Origin of the sequence: Candidatus Methylopumilus universalis (genome assembly GCF_006364435.1) — a bacterium.
GTDB lineage: Bacteria > Pseudomonadota > Gammaproteobacteria > Burkholderiales > Methylophilaceae > Methylopumilus > Methylopumilus universalis.
Genome location: NZ_CP040977.1, coordinates 699,645 through 716,748, shown reverse-complemented (window position 1 = coordinate 716,748; position 17,104 = coordinate 699,645). Strand labels below are relative to the sequence as shown.

The 17,104-nt window shown below is 36.7% G+C and carries 18 protein-coding genes; 11 read left to right on the top strand and 7 right to left on the bottom strand.

Features of this window, described 5'->3' with window-relative positions; all coding sequences use genetic code 11:
• Positions 1–70: 70 nt before the first annotated feature.
• A complete protein-coding gene (locus FIT70_RS03915; protein WP_189340831.1) occupies positions 71–1,426 on the bottom strand; it encodes a transglycosylase SLT domain-containing protein in 1,356 nt (451 codons plus the stop codon).
• 52 nt (positions 1,427–1,478) lie between these two features.
• On the bottom strand, positions 1,479–2,204 hold the full coding sequence (gloB, locus tag FIT70_RS03910; RefSeq protein WP_139930720.1) for a hydroxyacylglutathione hydrolase: 726 nt from the start codon (positions 2,202–2,204) through the stop codon (positions 1,479–1,481).
• Between the two features lie 43 nt (positions 2,205–2,247).
• Between gloB and FIT70_RS03905 the strand changes: the two genes are divergently transcribed.
• The 3 genes from FIT70_RS03905 to dnaQ are packed head-to-tail and all read left to right on the top strand — an operon-like array spanning position 2,248 to position 4,087.
• Positions 2,248–2,961: a class I SAM-dependent methyltransferase gene (locus tag FIT70_RS03905; RefSeq protein WP_139930718.1), complete on the top strand. Its 714-nt coding sequence runs from the start codon at positions 2,248–2,250 to the stop codon at positions 2,959–2,961.
• Positions 2,958–3,407, top strand: coding sequence for a ribonuclease HI (rnhA, locus tag FIT70_RS03900; protein ID WP_420886371.1), 450 nt, complete (start codon positions 2,958–2,960; stop codon positions 3,405–3,407). The genes FIT70_RS03905 and rnhA overlap by 4 nt, the downstream gene beginning before the upstream one ends.
• Positions 3,407–4,087, top strand: a complete 681-nt coding sequence (gene dnaQ, locus FIT70_RS03895) for a DNA polymerase III subunit epsilon (protein WP_139930716.1) — start codon at positions 3,407–3,409, stop codon at positions 4,085–4,087. The genes rnhA and dnaQ overlap by 1 nt, the downstream gene beginning before the upstream one ends.
• A 6-nt stretch (positions 4,088–4,093) precedes the next feature.
• Here the strand turns inward: dnaQ and queD are convergent, their stop codons facing one another.
• Together queD and FIT70_RS03885 are read right to left on the bottom strand one after the other, a co-directional pair.
• The gene (gene queD / locus FIT70_RS03890) at positions 4,094–4,531 is read right to left on the bottom strand and encodes a 6-carboxytetrahydropterin synthase QueD (protein ID WP_139867771.1); all 438 of its coding nucleotides are present in this window, start codon (positions 4,529–4,531) and stop codon (positions 4,094–4,096) included.
• Between the two features lie 73 nt (positions 4,532–4,604).
• Positions 4,605–5,834, bottom strand: a complete 1,230-nt coding sequence (locus tag FIT70_RS03885) for a M48 family metallopeptidase (protein ID WP_139884419.1) — start codon at positions 5,832–5,834, stop codon at positions 4,605–4,607.
• 100 nt (positions 5,835–5,934) lie between these two features.
• Between FIT70_RS03885 and orn the strand changes: the two genes are divergently transcribed.
• A complete protein-coding gene (gene orn, locus FIT70_RS03880) occupies positions 5,935–6,483 on the top strand; it encodes an oligoribonuclease (protein ID WP_189340310.1) in 549 nt (182 codons plus the stop codon).
• Positions 6,480–6,863 (top strand): fluoride efflux transporter CrcB, encoded by a 384-nt coding sequence (gene crcB, locus FIT70_RS03875; protein WP_139930715.1) that lies wholly within the window; start codon positions 6,480–6,482, stop codon positions 6,861–6,863. The genes orn and crcB overlap by 4 nt, the downstream gene beginning before the upstream one ends.
• On the opposite strand, the gene FIT70_RS03870 is transcribed toward crcB, so the two are convergent.
• On the bottom strand, positions 6,856–9,189 hold the full coding sequence (locus tag FIT70_RS03870) for an Rne/Rng family ribonuclease (protein ID WP_139930713.1): 2,334 nt from the start codon (positions 9,187–9,189) through the stop codon (positions 6,856–6,858). The two genes, crcB and FIT70_RS03870, sit on opposite strands and share 8 nt — an antisense overlap.
• Positions 9,190–9,582: 393 nt before the next feature.
• Between FIT70_RS03870 and FIT70_RS03865 the strand changes: the two genes are divergently transcribed.
• Genes FIT70_RS03865 through sppA form a run of 4 tightly spaced genes read left to right on the top strand, consistent with a single transcriptional unit; the run spans position 9,583 to position 12,562 of the window.
• Positions 9,583–10,572: an RluA family pseudouridine synthase gene (locus tag FIT70_RS03865; protein WP_139870367.1), complete on the top strand. Its 990-nt coding sequence runs from the start codon at positions 9,583–9,585 to the stop codon at positions 10,570–10,572.
• Positions 10,569–11,222, top strand: a complete 654-nt coding sequence (locus FIT70_RS03860; RefSeq protein WP_139928561.1) for an HAD family hydrolase — start codon at positions 10,569–10,571, stop codon at positions 11,220–11,222. The genes FIT70_RS03865 and FIT70_RS03860 overlap by 4 nt, the downstream gene beginning before the upstream one ends.
• Positions 11,219–11,566: a Rieske (2Fe-2S) protein gene (locus FIT70_RS03855; protein ID WP_139870366.1), complete on the top strand. Its 348-nt coding sequence runs from the start codon at positions 11,219–11,221 to the stop codon at positions 11,564–11,566. Before FIT70_RS03860 ends, FIT70_RS03855 begins: the two co-directional genes overlap by 4 nt.
• 21 nt (positions 11,567–11,587) lie before the next feature.
• Positions 11,588–12,562: a signal peptide peptidase SppA gene (gene sppA / locus FIT70_RS03850; RefSeq protein ID WP_139884416.1), complete on the top strand. Its 975-nt coding sequence runs from the start codon at positions 11,588–11,590 to the stop codon at positions 12,560–12,562.
• A 10-nt stretch (positions 12,563–12,572) separates the two neighbouring features.
• Here sppA and pgi read toward each other — a convergent pair whose 3' ends face one another.
• Both pgi and queG read right to left on the bottom strand, forming a co-directional pair.
• Positions 12,573–14,225: a glucose-6-phosphate isomerase gene (gene pgi / locus FIT70_RS03845; RefSeq protein WP_139930710.1), complete on the bottom strand. Its 1,653-nt coding sequence runs from the start codon at positions 14,223–14,225 to the stop codon at positions 12,573–12,575.
• 70 nt (positions 14,226–14,295) lie between these two features.
• Complete coding sequence (gene queG, locus FIT70_RS03840; protein WP_139930709.1) at positions 14,296–15,369, bottom strand: tRNA epoxyqueuosine(34) reductase QueG; 1,074 nt, start codon at positions 15,367–15,369, stop codon at positions 14,296–14,298.
• A gap of 31 nt (positions 15,370–15,400) precedes the next feature.
• Here queG and tsaE point away from each other — a divergent pair, with 31 nt between their 5' ends.
• A complete protein-coding gene (gene tsaE, locus FIT70_RS03835) occupies positions 15,401–15,862 on the top strand; it encodes a tRNA (adenosine(37)-N6)-threonylcarbamoyltransferase complex ATPase subunit type 1 TsaE (protein ID WP_139884413.1) in 462 nt (153 codons plus the stop codon).
• The gene (locus tag FIT70_RS03830) at positions 15,841–17,103 is read left to right on the top strand and encodes an N-acetylmuramoyl-L-alanine amidase (protein WP_139884412.1); all 1,263 of its coding nucleotides are present in this window, start codon (positions 15,841–15,843) and stop codon (positions 17,101–17,103) included. Before tsaE ends, FIT70_RS03830 begins: the two co-directional genes overlap by 22 nt.
• The last annotated feature ends 1 nt before the right edge of the window (position 17,104 follow it).

Below are 17,104 nucleotides of genomic sequence, written 5' to 3'. Positions count from 1 at the left end.
CGCTGCACGATGTTATATTAGCCAAAACGAATAAGAGGAATATATATTTGAAATACATATGTGTAGTCAATTAATTACTTCTTTGAAGTTGAAGGATAGACCCAATTTGAATATCTGAGGAAGTCATTTGATTGATATCTTTTAATTCATCAATATGCATATCATATCTTTTTGCAATTTTATTAAGTGTATCTCCTGATTTTACTTTATGCCTGTTTGGCTTAACTGAGCTTTCAGTTTTTTTATTACTTTGAATTTTTAACTCATCAATCTCTTGGATCGCACTAGATCCCGCACCTTCTTTTTTAGATACCAATATCATCGTTGAGGTCTTGATTGTTCTTTGCGGATTCAAATCATTTGCTTTGATGAGATCGCTTTCTTGCATGTCAAATTTATTTGCTATCGCTTTTATTTTCTCGTTATGTTTTGGTTGGTATATATTCCATGACACCAAAGGTTTTTCATTTTGACTAAGATTTTTTACAAACGTATCTGCAGCATTGATAGGCAAAATAAGTTGTTGTGATTTATCGTTTGTTCTAATAAGAGGTCTTCTATGTTCAGCATTTAAAAGTAAAAATTCATCATAAGAAATTTCAGCAAGATTTGCAGCAAGATCAGCATCAATAACGGCAGGTGCTTCCACAGATGTAAAGTAAGGTTTATTAGGTATGGGATCTATATAAAGTCCGTATTGAGTTGGGTTTGAAACAATATTTTTAATAGCTTGCAGCTTCGGTACGTAATCTTTCGTTTCGCCTGGAAGCTTAAGAGACGCATAGTCAGTGGGGAGCCCTTTCGCTTTATTTTTAGCTATGGCCCGACCTACAGTACCTTCGCCAGCATTGTAAGCAGCCAAAGCAAGGTCCCATGAGCCAAACAATGCATGAAGCTTTTGAAGGTAATCAAGAGCAGCATTTGTTGCTTCCACAACATTACGTCTTTTATCATGCCACCAATCTTGTTTTAAACCATAGACTCGCCCTGTAGACGGAATAAACTGCCATATTCCTACAGCTTTGCTCCTTGAATTTGCAATAGGGTTATAAGCACTTTCTATCATGGGAAGAAGGGCTATTTCTGATGGCATACCCCTTTTTTCAACTTCACCTACAACATAAAATAAATATTTTTGGCTGCGATCCATCATTCTTTCTACATATTCAGGCCGCGCAGAATACCAATCTTCATATTTCTTAGATCTTGAATTATTTTCATTCTTAATTTCAAATCTAGAATAAATACGTTGCCATAGATTTATTTCGACTTTATTGGCTTGGTAATTTTGTGTTTTACTTGGTGGGGCTGCTGAGTTTAGGTTTAATGAATTTAGCTTATTGATTTCTTGATCAAGTACATCGACATCTAGAATACTAATTTCTTCTCCTAGGGTATTTTTTTCGGCAAAAGCAATGGGTGCCATCGATACTGAGATGCAAATAAAAAATAAGGCATATTTAAATAGCGATGACATATTAATATTGATCTTTGAGATCTCTAAGCTTCTTAAATGCTTCAAAAGAAGTGCATTTTAAAAAAGGGTTTGTTTTTAATTCTTCCTCGAGAGAGGATGGAATCGTATTTTTTACATTAGATAGAAGTTTTTCTCTTGATTTGAGATTTACATCATTTGGATTAAGGGATAAGGCAAATGCAATATTTTTTTTAGTGTATTCGTGCGCACAATAAACTTTTGTGCTTTTGGGTAGTGCGCTAATTTTTTTTAACGAGTTATACATTTGCTCATGGGTTCCATCAAATATTCTTCCGCAACCACAGGCAAAAAGTGTATCGCCGCAGAAAAGGTTTTTCATATCGTAATACGCGATATGACCTTGGGTATGCCCAGGAATTTCAATTATTTTATAGTTTATTTGAAGCTCCGGAATATTAATTTCGTCCCCATTTTTAAGGCTTATATTGACAAAGTCATATTTATCTTTTTGTGGCGCAAAGATCTTTATATGTGGATATTTCTCTTGAAGAGCGATAACACCGCCAATGTGATCGGCATGATGATGGGTGATTAAAATAGCGACTAGATTTAGTTTTTTTCTCTCCAAGGCGCTTATGACGGGATTAGCATCACCTGGGTCAACGATAATACTATTTTGATCGTTATGAATTAACCAAATATAATTATCTTGAAAAGCTTCAATGGGATCTATATGAATTAATTGATTTTCTTTGTAGCCTGTCATTTGTATTCATAGTAAAGTATTTCGATCATTATAAGATACATTTATGCCTAAAATTTCACCACAAGAATGGTTTAAAAGCCCCTTAGGCCAATATTTACTTACGTTAGAATATGATTATATAAATCCTGTGGTCATGGATACGTTTGGATTTTATGCGTTTCAAATGGGTAATTTCGATATTGACTTTCTAGATCAATCACGCATCCAAAATAAGTTTTCATTAAACTCAAATCACGCTGATTTAATGACGTCGAACGATGCATTACCTTTTGATGAAGCATCGGTAGATTTACTTATCGCACCCCATATACTTGAGCAAATGGTCGAGCCTTATGAGTTGCTTAAAGAGATCCATCGAGTTCTTATGCCGGAAGGGCGTCTCATCATTACTGGATTTAACCCAGCGAGCTTATGGGGTTTAAAAAGACTTTTAAGTTTTGATATTGATTACCCTTGGAATACAAAATTTATATCACTTAGTAAAATTAAAGAATGGCTTCCTATTGTGGGATTAGAAATGGCTGAAGGGAAAATGGGATGTTATGTTCCCCCTATTCAGCAAGTATCATGGTTAAAAAAAATACATGCTATAGAGAAACTAGGAGATCGATGGTGGCCTATGTTGGGAGGTTTTTATTTTCTTGTTATACAAAAGAGAGTGCATGGTATGACGACTATTAAACCTTCATGGAAAAAGAAATTGATTAAAGCGCCGGTGTATTCAGCACAAAAATCCAGAACTTTCAAAGTCAAATGATGAAGCCTGCAATTACCATATATACAGACGGTGCTTGCAGAGGTAATCCTGGAGACGGCGGATGGGGTGCATTATTAATCTCTGGAGCTAATGAGAAATCTATATGTGGCGGTGAAAAAGATACTACAAATAATCGTATGGAGCTATTAGCTGTAATTAAAGCCCTTGAAATCATTAAGCAGACTTCAGAGATTAAAATATACACGGATTCTACTTACGTGCAAAAAGGAATTACGGAGTGGATCCATACATGGAAACGTAATCACTGGAAAAATAGCAGTAAGAAAATTATCAAAAATATAGATTTATGGCAAAGACTTGATGAATTGGCTTCCGGGCACGTTATTGAGTGGCTTTGGGTTAAAGGGCACGCAGGTCATGATGGAAATGAGAAAGCTGATCAACTAGCAAATCAGGGCGTTGATAACTTATTGAAAGGGTTATAGTGAGACATATTTTCTTAGATACAGAAACAACTGGCTTATATGCAAATCAGGGCCATCGAATTATTGAGATAGCAGCGGTTGAAATCGTAAATCGCCGACCCACAAATAATTCTTTTCATTTTTATTTGAATCCAGACAGGGAAATAGATCCTGCAGCTCAAGAAGTTCACGGTATTACTCTAGACTTCTTGCAAGACAAACCAAAATTTACGGAAATAGCTTCTGATTTTATTGAATTCATAAAAGATACAACGCTGATTATTCATAATGCGCCATTTGATGTGGGTTTTATTAATATGGAACTTGGACTAATCGAAAGACAGCCTATTGAAAACGTGGTCGCTAATATTATTGATACGTTAAAAATGGCAAAGGATATGAGGCCAGGCCAGCGAAATAGTTTAGATGCTTTATGCCGTTTTTATAATATAGATAATTCGCAAAGAAGTCTCCACGGTGCCTTGCTGGATGCACAACTTTTAGCTGAAGTTTACCTTGCTATGACTCGCGGACAAGAAGATCTAATGATTGATTTTCAATATAGTGGAACAGATATTGCAGGAGAAAAAAATACTCATCGCCCCGCCAATCTTTTTATTCTTAAAGCAAGTGACGAAGAGCTTAAAAGTCACGAAGCTTATTTGGATAAAATGAAAGGCGAAAAAAAGCTTATTTGGTAATCTGAGTTATATAGCATCAGCCCAGCTGTTGGGCGTTTCATACATACGAATTTGTTTTATTTTAAGTTGGCCATCAAAGCGTTTATTAAATTCACTATTTAAAATTCGGTGAGCTTCTGATGCCATATTTTCTGCTGTTGGTACCACTGGAAATATAACGGTTTTATGATCTGGTAGTGTTTTTAAAAAATTCACAATCTCTTTATCGTCTTGATAAACAATGAACGCATGATCCCAAGGCTCAACTACTAAATCCTTAATGATTTGCTTTACATCAGAGAAATCAATCACCATACCAAAGTCTGAACTTTTTCTGTCGTCATGAATAGGGCCCGTAACCGTGACCTCAATTGCGTAACGATGACCATGTAGATTTTTACAGTTACTTTTGTGATTGGGTATGCGATGCCCCGCATCAAATTCTAGGCGTGTTGTAATATCCATTTTTATAAGCGCTGTGCCGTAAAGGTATACGACATTTTACCATTGGTGCTGTTAAAAAAGCTTCCTTGAAATGTTACAGTCTTGCAATACGCTGTAATGCAGGGGGGTGAGAGTCATAAAATGCCGAATATAATGGATCGGGCGTTAAAGTTGATGCATTATCTCGGTAAAGTTTAACTAATGACTCTTTAAGATATTTTGCGCTCGAGTGTGTTTTAGCGTAGCGATCAGCTTCAAATTCATTTTGCCTTGAATAGAATGCCATGATAGGCCTTATAAAAAAAATGAAAGTGGGGCCAACCAACATAAAAAGAAGTAAGGCGCTACCATTTGTTGGCTCGCTAATACCCAGCGCATGATAAAACCATGTTTGATCTTTTAGATAGCCCAAAATTGCAAGGCCAATAAAACTTACAAGGAACATCATTACAATTCTTTTTTTAACATGATTGTGATGAAAATGCCCAAGCTCATGAGCCAGGACAGCTTCAATTTCATTGTGATTAAGACGTTCTAAAAGCGTATCGAAAAATACGATACGTTTATTTTTGCCAAAGCCTGTGAAATAAGCATTTCCATGGTTACTTCTTGCAGATCCATCCATGACAAATAATCCTTGAGACTTAAAACCACATTTTTTTAATAGCGCAATAATTTTAGTTTTTAAGGTCTTATCTTTGAGAGGTAAGAACTTATTGAAAAATGGAGCGATCCAAGTAGGGTAGATTGCAAGAATTAAAAGATTAAATAAACTCCAAACTGCCCATAGATAAAACCACCAATAGACCCCAGCATTTTGCAGCATCCATAATGCAACAAATAAAATAGGCAGACCAAGACATAACCCTAAAATCATCTGCTTATAAAGATCTGAAAAAAATAGTTTCTTTGTCATACGATTAAAGCCAAATGCTTCATCAATCTTAAATGTTTTGTAGTAATTGAAAGGTAGATCAATCAGACTGGTAACAAGCATGACGCTCAAGATTAGTGCAATATCTTTTAAGAGGGGCGATGAAATTGAATCAAAAAGATGTGAGATCGCACTAATCAATCCTCCTAGAGTAAGAAGAAGAAGCAATGAAGCTTGGATGATTGTATCTTTTGAACCTAATTCACTTTTTGCGATTGCATAATTTGCAGCTTTTTGATGATCTTTAAGGGTGATATTTTTTTTAAACGCATCAGGGACTTTGTTCTTATGATTGGATACAAAGTTAATATGTCTTCGCGCAAGCCATAGATGAATGCCTGTGCTTAAGGTAAGAACAGCAATAAAGGTGTTGCGTAGTATTTCGTCCATAATGTCTCTGAATTAAGTTAATATTCTAGTATTCTGTATGAAAACAATCTTGCGTTGTAGATTGTTTCACTCAATTAGTATTATTTTAATGGAAATCATGATGAGCTCTTCGGACGATAATTTAATATGGCTTGATATGGAAATGAGCGGCCTTAATACCGAGACCGACAAAGTACTTGAAATAGCAACTGTGGTGACTGATCCCCATTTAAATATTATTGCAGAAGGCCCAGTCATTGTTATTCATCAAACAGATGAGATATTGAATGGTATGGATACATGGAATCAATCTACCCACTCAAAATCAGGGTTGATTGAAAGAGTTAAAAAGTCGTCTTTTGATGAAAATTACGCTTCAGAAGCAACCATTGAATTCTTAAAAAAACATATTGCACCCAATAAATCTCCGATGTGCGGCAATTCAATCTGTCAAGATCGACGTTTTATGGCAAAGCATATGCCCAATTTGGAAAGTTATTTTCATTATAGAAATCTAGACGTCAGTGTTTTTAAAGAGCTTTCACGTCGATGGAGACCCACGCTCTATCAAGGCTTTAAAAAAACAAGCAAACATGAAGCCTTATCGGATATATATGATTCGATCGACGAATTAAAATATTATCGAGAGCATTTCTTAAAATTATCTTGAAAAATTTTCTATATATAGGTTTTGCTGCAGCTATGGGCGCATGGAGTCGTTGGGGCATAGGTATTTTATTAAATACCCTTCATCCGATATATCCGATGGGCACATTAACAGTTAATCTTGCAGGCGCATACTTAATGGGGATATCGATGGGGGCTTTTGAACTATTTAGTGACTTAAGTCCAGATTTGAAACTTATTATTAATATAGGTTTTTTAGGGGGACTTACTACATTCTCTGCATTTACTGCTGAGATTTTTCAGTTACTGCAAAAGAATGAGCTTGTCGCCTCACTCACTCTTATTGCGCTTCATGTCGTTGGGTCAGTATTAATCGCTTACCTTGGTTGGTTATCAGTAAGCTTCATTAAACAATCTATTTAGTAGATTTTTTCTTTGCAGCTTTTGTTTCAACCATTACGATAGGCTCATCTTTAGCTTTTTCTTTCTTTTGCCAAGCAGCTGTTTTCTTTGGCGCTACTTTTTTCGGCTTTTCTTCTACTTCTTTTGCAACCTTAGGTTTTGATTTAGCTTTTGTTTCTACAAGCTCAAGACCGATTGCCTTTAGGTCAACTGGCTTTTCTTCTACTTTTTTTCTAGGCTTGGGAGGAGCAGGTTTTTTCGATGCTTCAATTGGCTTAGACTCTGTTTTTGTTACTTGACTAGGTCTTGCTTCAGCAGCAGATTTATTCAAAATGGGTGCCTCTTGAGATGCTAAAGCTTTTTTCTCAAAATCATTTGGACCCTGATTAGATCTCGCACCACGATCTTTATTAAATCGTCCGCGATTATTGTTTCTTCCTCGTTTATTATTATCTTGATTTGGTCTTGAAACTGGAGGAGTTACTTTTTCTGAAGCTGAACTTGCATCCGTTTCAGAAGGCTGAATCTCTCCTTGAGGTTGCTTTTTATTGTGCTGTTTAAATTTCTGATTACGATTATTACGTCCTCGATTATTATGCTGCGGTCTTGGACGATTGTTTTCTGTTGCTTCAGAAACTTCCGTTTTTTCTTCACTAGAATTTCCAGTGCTTTCATCATCACCAGCAATCAGATTTTTAAAGAAGCCAAATAATGTTTTATTTGGCTTGCCTGATCCTGACGGAGCAGGGGTGTCAGGAATGATACCTTTTACTAAAGGCTCTTGTTTTGGTTCATTAGATGCCTGTTTATAATTTAAGACTTGATTGCCCTCGTTAAGTGACTCCATCATTTGATAGCTTGGCTTAGATTGATTTGCAAGATCCTCTTGCTTGGCGCTTGAGATAGAATAATTTGGAGGCTCAAGATGTTTGTTAGGGATTAATATAATTTCAACTTTTAAGCGTTGTTCAAGACTAAAGATATCTGAACGTTTTTCATTTAAAAGGAATGTAGCAACTTCAATTGGTAATTGAGCTGAGATAGTTGCATTATGTTCTTTCATTGCTTCTTCTTGAATCATACGAAGAATATGTAATGCTGAAGATTGAATATCTCTAATTGAGCCCGTGCCATTACATTTAGTGCATATACTATTACTTGACTCGCCAATACTTGGACGAAGTCGTTGACGCGAAAGCTCGAGCAATCCAAAACGCGAAATTTTGCCTGTTTGGACTCTTGCGCGATCGTGATGAAGCGCATCTCTAAATCGATTTTCTACTTCACGTTGATTTTTTTGGCTTTCCATATCAATAAAGTCAATTACAACTAGACCGCCCAAGTCGCGAAGCCTTAATTGTTTAGCCACTTCTTCAGCAGCCTCAATATTGGTATTAAATGCGGTGTGTTCAATATCACTTCCTTTAGTAGCTCTTGATGAGTTCACATCAATAGAAACAAGAGCCTCTGTATGATCAATCACAATAGCGCCACCGGAAGGTAATCTAACTTCTCTTGAAAAAGCAGATTCAATTTGATGTTCAATTTGGAAGCGGGAAAATAAAGAAACCTCATCTTCGTAGAGTTTTACGCGGTCTACATAATTTGGCATCACATGATTCATAAATTGTGTGGCTTGATCATAGATCTCTTGCGTATCGATAAGAATTTCACCTATCTCAGGATGGAAATAGTCTCTGATGGCGCGAATCACAAGATTGCCTTCTTGATAGATCAGGAATGCGCCTGATTGACCTTGGGATGCTTCAGCAATTGCTGTCCACAATTGCTTTAAATAATTTAAATCCCATTGCAGTTCTTCAAGAGACGAACCCACGCCTGCTGTTCGACCAATGACACTCATGCCTTCTGGAATATCTAAGTTTGAAATATGATCGCGGAATTCATTACGTTCTTCGCCTTCAACACGTCTTGAAACGCCTCCGCCATCAGGATTGTTTGGCATTAATACAATGTATCGTCCTGCAAGAGAAAGGTAGCTTGAAAGTGCAGCCCCTTTATTGCCTCGTTCTTCTTTTGTGACCTGAACGATAATTTCTTGACCTTCTTCAATAACGTCTTGAATGCGAGGGCGATTTTGAGTTGCATCTTTAAAATATTGCGGAGAAATTTCTTTGAAGGGAAGAAAGCCATGTCGCTCTGTACCATAGTTTACAAAAGCAGCTTCAAGTGAAGGTTCTACACGAGTCACAATGCCTTTATAGATGTTACTTTTCTTTAAAGCGCGACTTCCACGTTCAATATCAAGATCGATTAATTTTTGACCATCTACAATGGCAACACGCAATTCTTCTGATTGGGTTGCATTAAAAAGCATACGTTTCATTATCTAAAACTCCTACAAGTAGGTTTTAAGATAAAGAATGTATTTCAGCTATTCAGGTGCACATCTAACCTTAAGGAAGGTTAGTATTTCTTAAATTAAAACTTTTTCTATTCAAAAAGTTTTTTTAAATTATTTACTTAGTCACAGATCTTATTTGTAAGATTGTTGAGCAAAATATTTATGAATCTTTGTTATGTACATGTGCAATAAAACTAAAATATTCTTTAAATTTTTAAACCTTGTTTCAAGGCCGCTACTTAAAATAAGGCGAGCGGAAAAAGCCTTAGTAATTTGTTGTCACGGTATAATTCAGCTTAAATTATCTCTTCAATTCAATTGATTAAGAGAGACTGAACACATCTAGTATAGGGTATAAACCCAATTAAACAAAATATGACGCAAAACACAAACACTAAAAATATTTTTTCTCATGAAAAAGCCACATTTGTTATTGTGGACGAAGCAAGTGAAACACAAAAAATCGATAACTTTCTCTTAAAAATTTTAAAAAATGTGCCTAAAAGCCATATTTATAAAATCCTTAGAAGCGGCGAGGTGAGAGTGAATAAAAAGCGAGTCGATACCACTTATCGTCTTCAAATAGATGATGAAGTAAGAATCCCTCCTATCGCTGTTGAAGGAGAAAGAGCGCCACATGTTATTGAGCCCAAACAACAACAAACGGCTTGGTTAGACACAAATGTTATTTTCGAAGATGACGCGTTATTGGCAATTAATAAGCCAAGTGGCTATGCTGTCCACGGTGGCAGTGGCCTCAACTTTGGTGTTATAGAACTGATTCGTCATGCAAGACCTAAGGCTAAGTTTTTAGAGCTCGTTCATCGTATTGATCGAGAAACTTCCGGCATTTTATTGATTGCTAAAAAGCGGTCGGCGCTCGTGAATATGCACGACATGATGCGACATAATCGCATTGAAAAAAAATATACCATGATGGTTGAGGGAGAGTGGACTGACCCCAAAAAAACAGTCGAACTTTTGCTCAAAAAAACATTCACCCAAGGGGGCGAGAGGCGTGTCAATGTGACTGAGGATGAAGATGATAGCCAAAATCAAATGAGCAAAACCATCTTCTATTTAAAAAAATCTTTAGGGCCTTACACCCTCCTTGAAGCTAAGCTTATCACTGGCAGAACCCATCAACTAAGGGTTCAACTTGCGCATCTAGGCTTTCCTATTTTAGGAGATGATAAATATGGAGATTTTTCCTTAAACAAGGTGCTCCAAAAAAAGGGCTTAAAACGGATGTTTCTTCATGCATTCTCTATGAAAATGAAACACCCCTTAACTGAGGAGCCTTTGGAGTTAAAAGCCCCTTTGCCACGGGAACTTGATGCATTTTTAAGTCAGCAAGCTATATGAAATCACCACGTTTTGATTTAGTAATTCTAGACTGGGATGGCACTGTAGCAGATTCGACAGGCATCATTGTGGATGCCGTTATTTCAGCAGCCGAAGGCGCTGGTGTTATAGCACCCCCCAGAGCTTTAATTTTAAAAACTTTGGGTCTAGGCTTAAACCAATTATTACTTAAATTGTTTCCTCATTTATCCTCTGAATTATTAGAGAAAGTGGCTGAAGGTTACCGCTCGCATTATCATGCAAATGAAGGTAATTCATATCTTTTCGATGGGGTAAAAGAAGGTATTGAGCGACTTTATCAGAATAAATGTAAGCTCGCTGTTGCTACAGGTAAAAGCAGAAAAGGGTTGAAGTTTGCATTGCAAGATACTGAATTAAATAGATATTTTTTATCAACTAAAACTGTCGATGAGTGCTTTTCTAAACCCCATCCTCATATGGTAGAAGCTATTTTAGAAGAAACTCAGATTCCAGCTAACCGCGCAGTGATTGTAGGTGATACTCACTACGATCTTGAAATGGGAAAGAATGCACATATTCAAACTATAGCAGTGACTTACGGAGCTCAGCCTAAAGACGTGTTGTTGAGTTATGAGCCTTTGGCTTGTTTTGACTCTTTTAATGAAGTTGTAGATTTCTTGTTGTCATGAGTGCAAACGTAAAAATTGAAATAGATAAAAAAGATTTTCAGGGTGAAGGCTCAACCGTTAAATTTGAATATCAAATAGCCTCTGCAACGCAATCAGGTTTTGTAGTTCTTTTTGAAGGCAAGTACCATGCCTATCTTAATCAATGCCGGCATATGCCAATTGAGCTTGATTACAAGCCCAATGAGTTTATGGATGACCAAAAAGAATGGATTGTATGTTCTACGCATGGCGCCATATACCATCCTGCTTCTGGAGAATGTATTTCAGGTCCTTGTCGCGGTGAAGCTTTACAAAAATTAAATGTAACAGAATCAAACAATGTATTATGTGTTGAAATTATTTAAAGCATTTATGGAGCATAGCAAATGGCAGTGAGAAAAAAAACGACAAGCAAAACAAATACGCATTGGGAAAGAGAGGCTTTAGAAAAAATTGCGCTTTCAGCTTTAGGTGAGCAAAAAATTGCAAGGCGCTGGGGTATTTTTTTCAAATCCATTACATTTTTATATCTTTTTGTGCTTTTGTTTTTTGCATTTGGCGCTACGCATACCAAAGGCGGCTCTAGCAGCCACGCTGCATTGATTGAAATAAATGGCGTGATAGGTGAAAAGGATGAGGTTAATGCAAAAGACTTTTTCGAGAGCATACAAAGGGCTTATGACAGTCGCGGCACAAAAGGCATTATTTTAAAAATTAATAGCCCAGGCGGAAGTCCAGTTCAAGCAGGAATGATTAATGATGAAATTAAACGACAAAAAAAATTACATCCCCATATTCCTGTTTATGCTGTAGTAGAAGATATCTGTGCTTCAGGTGGTTATTATATTGCTGTGGCTGCCGACGAAATTTTTGTGGATAAAGCGAGTATCGTAGGTTCTATTGGCGTCCTTATGGATGGCTTTGGTTTTACAGATACCATGAAGAAAGTAGGGGTTGAACGACGACTTATGACAGCAGGCTCAAACAAAGCCATGCTTGACCCTTTCTCTCCAGTTAATTCAAAGCAACAAGCTTTTGTTCAAGAAATGCTAAATCAGGTGCACCAACAATTTATCCAAGTGGTAAAAGATGGCCGTGGTAATAGACTCAAAGACTCCCCAGACACATTTAGTGGTCTTTTTTGGAATGGTGAGGCTGCAATAAAATTAGGGTTAGCTGACAGTTTTGGTAATTACGATTATGTTGCGCGTGAAATTATTAAAGTTGAAGAGGTAGTTGATTTCACGACTTACGAAGGTTTTGCTGATCGTTTTGCACGTAAATTTGGTGCAAGCTTAGGCTCTTCTATGAATGAATCTTTACGAACAGCTATATTAAATCAAAAATTGATTATTAAATAATATCAATAGGTTATAGATATTTTTTAATGTAATTAATTAATCCATTTGTAGAGCTGTCAAAGTCATGTGTAGGTGTTTTTTCAGACAGTTTAGGTAAAACTTGTTTTGCAATTTGCTTGCCATATTCCACACCCCATTGATCAAATGAATTGATATTCCATATGATGCCCTGGGTGAAGATCTTGTGTTCATACATCGCAATAAGTTGACCCAAAGTCTTTGGGGTTAGTTTTTGAAAAAGTATGGATGAAGTGGGCCGATTACCTTCAAATGTTTTTTGGGGGATAAAGCTTTCAATATCCTCCCCTTCGAAGCCTTGTTTTTCAATCTCAGTTCGCGCTTCATCATATGTTTTCCCTAGCATGAGGGATTGTGTTTGCGCAATAAAGTTTGAAAGCAAGATTTTGTGATGCTCATCACCGTCTTTACCTATCTTATAATGGGATTCTATAGGCATGATGAAATCAGCAGGGGCGATTTCAGTACCTTGATGCAGGAGTTGATAGAAAGCATGCTGGCCATTGGTGCCGACCTCACCCCAGAGCACAGGGCCTGTATGAAAGTCGATGTGCTCGCCATCGCGATTGATAAATTTACCATTACTTTCCATATCTGCTTGTTGAAGATAAGGTGCGAGTTTTGACAATCCTTGATCGTAAGCTAAGATCGCATGGGTTGAAAAGTTGAAGAAATTAATATTCCAAATGCCTAGCAATCCCATCATCATTGGAATATTCTGTTGTATGGGCGCTGTTTTAAAATGCTCGTCCATTTCAAATCCACCCTTAAGTAACTCTTCAAAGCTATCCATACCAATATATAGCGCGATAGAAAGCCCGATCGCAGACCAAAGAGAGTAACGACCGCCTACCCAATCCCAAAACTCAAACATATTTTCTGTGTCGATACCGAATTGCGATACGACATGTTGATTTGTAGATAATGCAACAAAGTGCTTTTTAATATGTTGGTTATCTTTTGCAGCCTTGAGAAGCCAATCCCTTGCTGAATATGCATTGGTCATTGTTTCTTGCGTTGTAAATGTTTTAGAGGCAATAATAAAAAGTGTTGTTTCTGGATCACATTTTTCTAATGCCTGGGAAAGATCAGCACCATCTACGTTAGAAACGAAATAGGGTGTAATAGTTTTTGAGCCGTAAGGTTTCAAGGCTTGGCATACCATAGCAGGACCTAAATCAGAACCGCCTATGCCGATATTAATAACACTCGTAATTGCTTTACCAGTGAAGCCTTTCCATTGACCTGATCTTACCTCTTCGCTAAAACGTCTCATTTTTTTGAGTACATTTTTAACTTTAGGCATGACGTCTTCGCCATCGGACATGATAGGTGTTTCATTTTGATTACGAAGTGCTGTATGAAGCACTGCACGATGTTCAGTGGAGTTTATTTTTTCACCTTTAAACATACGATCTCGCCAACCTTCTATATCAGCTTCTTTTGCAAGCTTAACTAAGAGGTTGATCGTCTCTTTTGAAATCAGATGTTTTGAATAATCTAGAAGTAAATCATTAAACTGAATATGAAATTGATCAAACCGAGTAGCGTCTGATTTGAACATCTCGCGGAGTGAAATGGGTTCGATATCTTTTTTATGTTGATTTAGCGCTTGCCAGATAGGCGACTGATTAATTTGCGACATGTATAACGTTCAACTCAAGGATTTAATGATGAAAATTTCAATATAGCCGCTCATTATAGCAAAGACATACTTAATTCATATGAAAATTATGTTGCGCAAGTGCCCAGGATATATGTTCTTTCACAAGCGGAGAGGCTTCATTTAATCTTCCTTTAAGAGCATTCACGATAGTTTCAGATGTTTTAGCGTTCCCAAGTCCTATCGCAATATTTCTCAACCACTGGTCATAACCAATACGAAGGATTGCGCTACCTTCCATGTATTTGATGAACTCTGCTTCAGTCCATAAGAAGCATTCCACAAGCTCAATATCATCTAAACCGTGCCTCACTTTAAAATCTTCCTCATTAGTTATTTGGCCAAATTTATTCCAAGGACAAAACAATTGGCAGTCATCACAACCATAAACACGATTGCCAATTTGTTTTCTAAATTCCAAAGGTATAGAGGATTTATGTTCAATAGTGAGGTATGAAATGCACTTTCTTGCGTCAAGCATATAAGGCCCTACGATAGCTTTGGTGGGACATACATCGATACAACTTGTGCATGTTCCACAATGATTTTCTACTTTTTTATCAACGGGTAGGGGTAAATTGATATAAATCTCACCTAGGAAAAACCAGGAGCCATGCTCTTTATTGATGAGTAAGGTATGTTTTCCTCTCCAACCAAGTCCAGATTTTTCAGCAAGCTCAACCTCCATGACAGGAGCGCTATCTGTAAACAATCTAAATTCAAATGATCGATCTAATGTTTTATATGCTTCTTTTTGAATTTTTTCTGAAAGTTTTTTTAATTTAGTACGCATCACTTTATGGTAATCACGGCCTAAAGCATATCGAGAAATGAAAGCTTTTTGACCATCCTCTAAAATAGTTTCTGAATTGTGAGAGTGGGGGAGATAATTGAGTCTGGCCGTAATAATTCGGATGGTATTTGGCACCAACTCAGCTGGCTGATATCGCCGAGAACCATGTTTTACCATATAATGCATCTCACCATGGAACCCTTGTTTAATCCATTCTAGATAATGATCTTTTGTATGATTGAGGTCTATATCAGCAATGCCAATTTGATTAAAACCAATTTCTCGGCCCCAGTCTTTAATTTGCAATGCTAATTGATCCCAAATGTCTGCCATGTTTTAATTATTTTTTATATAAGTAGTGTCTATGATGTTTGATTCTAATTATGACTTAAAAGATGAAAGTGAAACACTTCGTTTCGCAGAAAGCATGGCGAACCATTTACATCCCGGTATGAATTTATATTTAAAAGGCGAATTAGGTGTAGGAAAAACGACATTTGTGAGAGGTCTCCTTCGCGGGCTTGGTTATCAGGATAAAGTGAAAAGCCCAACCTATACATTAGTCGAGCCTTATCACTTTGAAAAATTTATGATTTATCACTTTGATCTTTATCGCTTCAAAGGCGAGCATGAGTGGGATGATTCTGGATTTAGAGAATACTTTAATGAAAAGTCTATTTGTTTAATCGAGTGGCCAGAAAAAGCGGGGCATTTTCTTCCGGAGCCTGATATTTCGATTGAGCTAAGCCATGAGTCATTTGGCCGTCATCTTCATCTGATTGGCTGCACTACTATAGGAAGTGAATGCTTAAAAACTATTATCTAAAAATTATTTTTATCCTCACGTTGGGGATATTTTCCAATCACGTCTGGGCAAAAAATTCGATTGAATCAGCACGTGTATGGCCCGCAAGAGAGTATACGCGTGTAACTCTTGAGTCCATTAAAGCTATTAGTAATGATCAAATGATATTAAAAAATCCAGATCGCCTGGTCATTGATCTTCATGATATTGACCTTAATGACGATTTAAAAAATTTAAGCACTAAAATATTATCAAGCGATCCTAATATTAAACAAATTCGTGTTGCGAAGTTTAATAACCAGGTTTCTCGAGTCGTGATTGAATTAAGAACAGAGTCTAAAATTAATATTTTTTCTCTAAAGCCTGCAGGTGGATACAAACATCGTTTGGTCATAGATGTGTATCCAAGAGTTGATGAATTAATGGCGTTCGTTCAAGATAAAGAAAAAAAAGATCTCACGCCGTCAAAAAAAGAGATTGTCTTAACAGCTCCAGAAATTAAAAAAGAAAAAACATCTCAAGAGGCCCTATTACCAACTCAAGTAAATAAAAATTTAAACAAAAAAATCGTGATTGCCTTGGATGCTGGACATGGTGGTGAAGATTCTGGAGCTAGAGGGGCAGCCGGCAGCTTAGAAAAAAATATTACCTTATCTATTGCAAGGAAACTTAAAAAAATTATTGATGATGATGAGCAATTAAGAGCTGTGCTTACAAGGGATGATGATTATTTTGTACCTCTTCATGGACGTGTTGTTAAGGCAAGAAAATTAAAAGCAGACCTCTTTGTTTCTATTCATGCAGATGCTTTTACAAATCCAGAGGCTAAAGGTTCTTCTGTATTTGCATTGTCAGAAAGAGGAGCTACATCAGCTTCCGCTAAATATTTAGCGAATAAAGAAAATGAGTCTGATTTAATTGGTGGCGTAAGTTTGGATGATAAAGATCCGATGCTTGCTAAGACATTGCTCGATTTATCTCAGTCAGCAACGATCAATGACAGTGTAAAACTTGGAAATTTTGTGCTGGAGCAATTGGGCGACATTAATGATCTACATAAGTCAAATGTAGAACAGGCCGGATTTGCAGTTCTTAAATCGCCTGATATTCCATCTATTCTTGTGGAAACAGCTTTTATAAGCAACCCAAAGGAAGAGCAGATTTTAAATAATGAAGAGCACCAAGAACTTCTAGCTAAAAATATTTTAATTGGTATAAAAAAATATTTAGCTTCCAATCCTAATATCGCTAAGAATTTTTAAA

Coding starts and splice junctions, on each gene's coding strand:
- FIT70_RS03885 (WP_139884419.1), bottom strand. CDS start 5,834: ATGGACGAAATACTACGCAACACCTTTATTGCTGTTCTTACCTTAAGC.
- FIT70_RS03905 (WP_139930718.1), top strand. CDS start 2,248: ATGCCTAAAATTTCACCACAAGAATGGTTTAAAAGCCCCTTAGGCCAA.
- FIT70_RS03865 (WP_139870367.1), top strand. CDS start 9,583: ATGACGCAAAACACAAACACTAAAAATATTTTTTCTCATGAAAAAGCC.
- FIT70_RS03855 (WP_139870366.1), top strand. CDS start 11,219: ATGAGTGCAAACGTAAAAATTGAAATAGATAAAAAAGATTTTCAGGGT.
- FIT70_RS03830 (WP_139884412.1), top strand. CDS start 15,841: ATGCTTAAAAACTATTATCTAAAAATTATTTTTATCCTCACGTTGGGG.
- FIT70_RS03860 (WP_139928561.1), top strand. CDS start 10,569: ATGAAATCACCACGTTTTGATTTAGTAATTCTAGACTGGGATGGCACT.
- FIT70_RS03870 (WP_139930713.1), bottom strand. CDS start 9,189: ATGAAACGTATGCTTTTTAATGCAACCCAATCAGAAGAATTGCGTGTT.
- sppA (WP_139884416.1), top strand. CDS start 11,588: ATGGCAGTGAGAAAAAAAACGACAAGCAAAACAAATACGCATTGGGAA.
- rnhA (WP_420886371.1), top strand. CDS start 2,958: ATGATGAAGCCTGCAATTACCATATATACAGACGGTGCTTGCAGAGGT.
- orn (WP_189340310.1), top strand. CDS start 5,935: ATGAGCTCTTCGGACGATAATTTAATATGGCTTGATATGGAAATGAGC.
- tsaE (WP_139884413.1), top strand. CDS start 15,401: ATGATGTTTGATTCTAATTATGACTTAAAAGATGAAAGTGAAACACTT.
- queG (WP_139930709.1), bottom strand. CDS start 15,369: ATGGCAGACATTTGGGATCAATTAGCATTGCAAATTAAAGACTGGGGC.
- queD (WP_139867771.1), bottom strand. CDS start 4,531: ATGGATATTACAACACGCCTAGAATTTGATGCGGGGCATCGCATACCC.
- FIT70_RS03915 (WP_189340831.1), bottom strand. CDS start 1,426: ATGGCACCCATTGCTTTTGCCGAAAAAAATACCCTAGGAGAAGAAATT.
- gloB (WP_139930720.1), bottom strand. CDS start 2,204: ATGACAGGCTACAAAGAAAATCAATTAATTCATATAGATCCCATTGAA.
- pgi (WP_139930710.1), bottom strand. CDS start 14,225: ATGTCGCAAATTAATCAGTCGCCTATCTGGCAAGCGCTAAATCAACAT.